This window comes from Sphingomonas lenta, assembly GCF_002288825.1.
Taxonomy (GTDB): domain Bacteria; phylum Pseudomonadota; class Alphaproteobacteria; order Sphingomonadales; family Sphingomonadaceae; genus Sphingomonas; species Sphingomonas lenta.
In genome coordinates, this window is sequence record NZ_NSLI01000010.1 from 1 (window position 1) to 1,124 (window position 1,124).

General features: G+C 68.4%; 1 protein-coding gene. It reads right to left on the minus strand.

Annotated features, from left to right (window positions below):
- Positions 1-1,124, minus strand: a 1,124-nt coding sequence (locus CKY28_RS18090) for an acyl-CoA dehydrogenase (protein WP_095999800.1), incomplete at both ends; no start/stop codon positions are given.

Below are 1,124 nucleotides of genomic sequence, written 5' to 3' on the forward strand. Positions count from 1 at the left end.
ATCGCCCTACCCAGGATCAGCGCGTGGACGTCGTGTGCGCCTTCGTAGGTGTTGACCGTCTCCAGGTTCATGAGGTGGCGCATGACGTGGTACTCGCCCGAGATGCCGTTGCCGCCGTGCATGTCGCGCGCCATGCGGGCGACGTCGAGCGCCTTGCCGACGTTGTTGCGCTTGACCAGGCTGACCATCTCGGGCGCGAAGCGGCCCTGGTCCATGAGGCGGCCGACCCGGAGCGACGCCTGCAGCCCCAGCGCGATCTCCGTCTCCATGTCGGCCAGCTTCTTCTGGTAGAGCTGACGGCCGGCGAGCGGGGTGCCGAACTGCTTGCGGTCGAGGCCGTACTGGCGGGCGGCGTGGAAGCAGAACTCGGCGGCACCCATCGCACCCCAGCTGATGCCGTAGCGCGCGCGGTTGAGGCAGCCGAAGGGGCCTTTGAGGCCCTGCACCTCGGGAAGCAGCGCGTGCTCACCCAGCTCCACCTCGTCCATCATCACCATGCCGGTGACGCTTGCGCGAAGCGACAGCTTGCCCTCGATCTTGGGCGTGGCGAGGCCGGAGCCGGCCTCTTCGCGCGTGAACACGAAGCCGCGGATCGCGCCGCCATGCGCGTCCGACTTGGCCCAGACGACGAACACGTCGGCGATGGGTGAGTTCGAGATCCAGGTCTTGGCGCCCGACAGCTTGTAGCCGGTCGGCGTCTTCACCGCGCGCGTGGTCATGGAGCCCGGGTCGGAGCCCGCATCCGGCTCGGTCAGGCCGAAGCAGCCGATCCATGTCCCGGACGCCAAGCGGGGCAGGTAGCGACGCTTCTGCTCCTCCGAGCCATAGGCGTAGATGGGGTACATGACGAGCGACGACTGCACGCTCATCATCGAGCGGTAGCCTGAGTCCACCGCCTCCACCTCGCGCGCGACGAGGCCGTAGGCGACGTAGCTCGCGCCCACCCCGCCATACTCCTCCGGGATCGTGGGACCCAGTAGGCCGAGCTCCCCCATCTCGCGGAAGATCTCCGGGTCGGTATGCTCGTGCTGAAAGGCGTGGGCGACGCGCGGCAGCAGCCGCTCGCGCGCGTACGCATGCGCGGTGTCGCGGATCATGCGCTCGTCGTCACTCAGCTGCTCGTC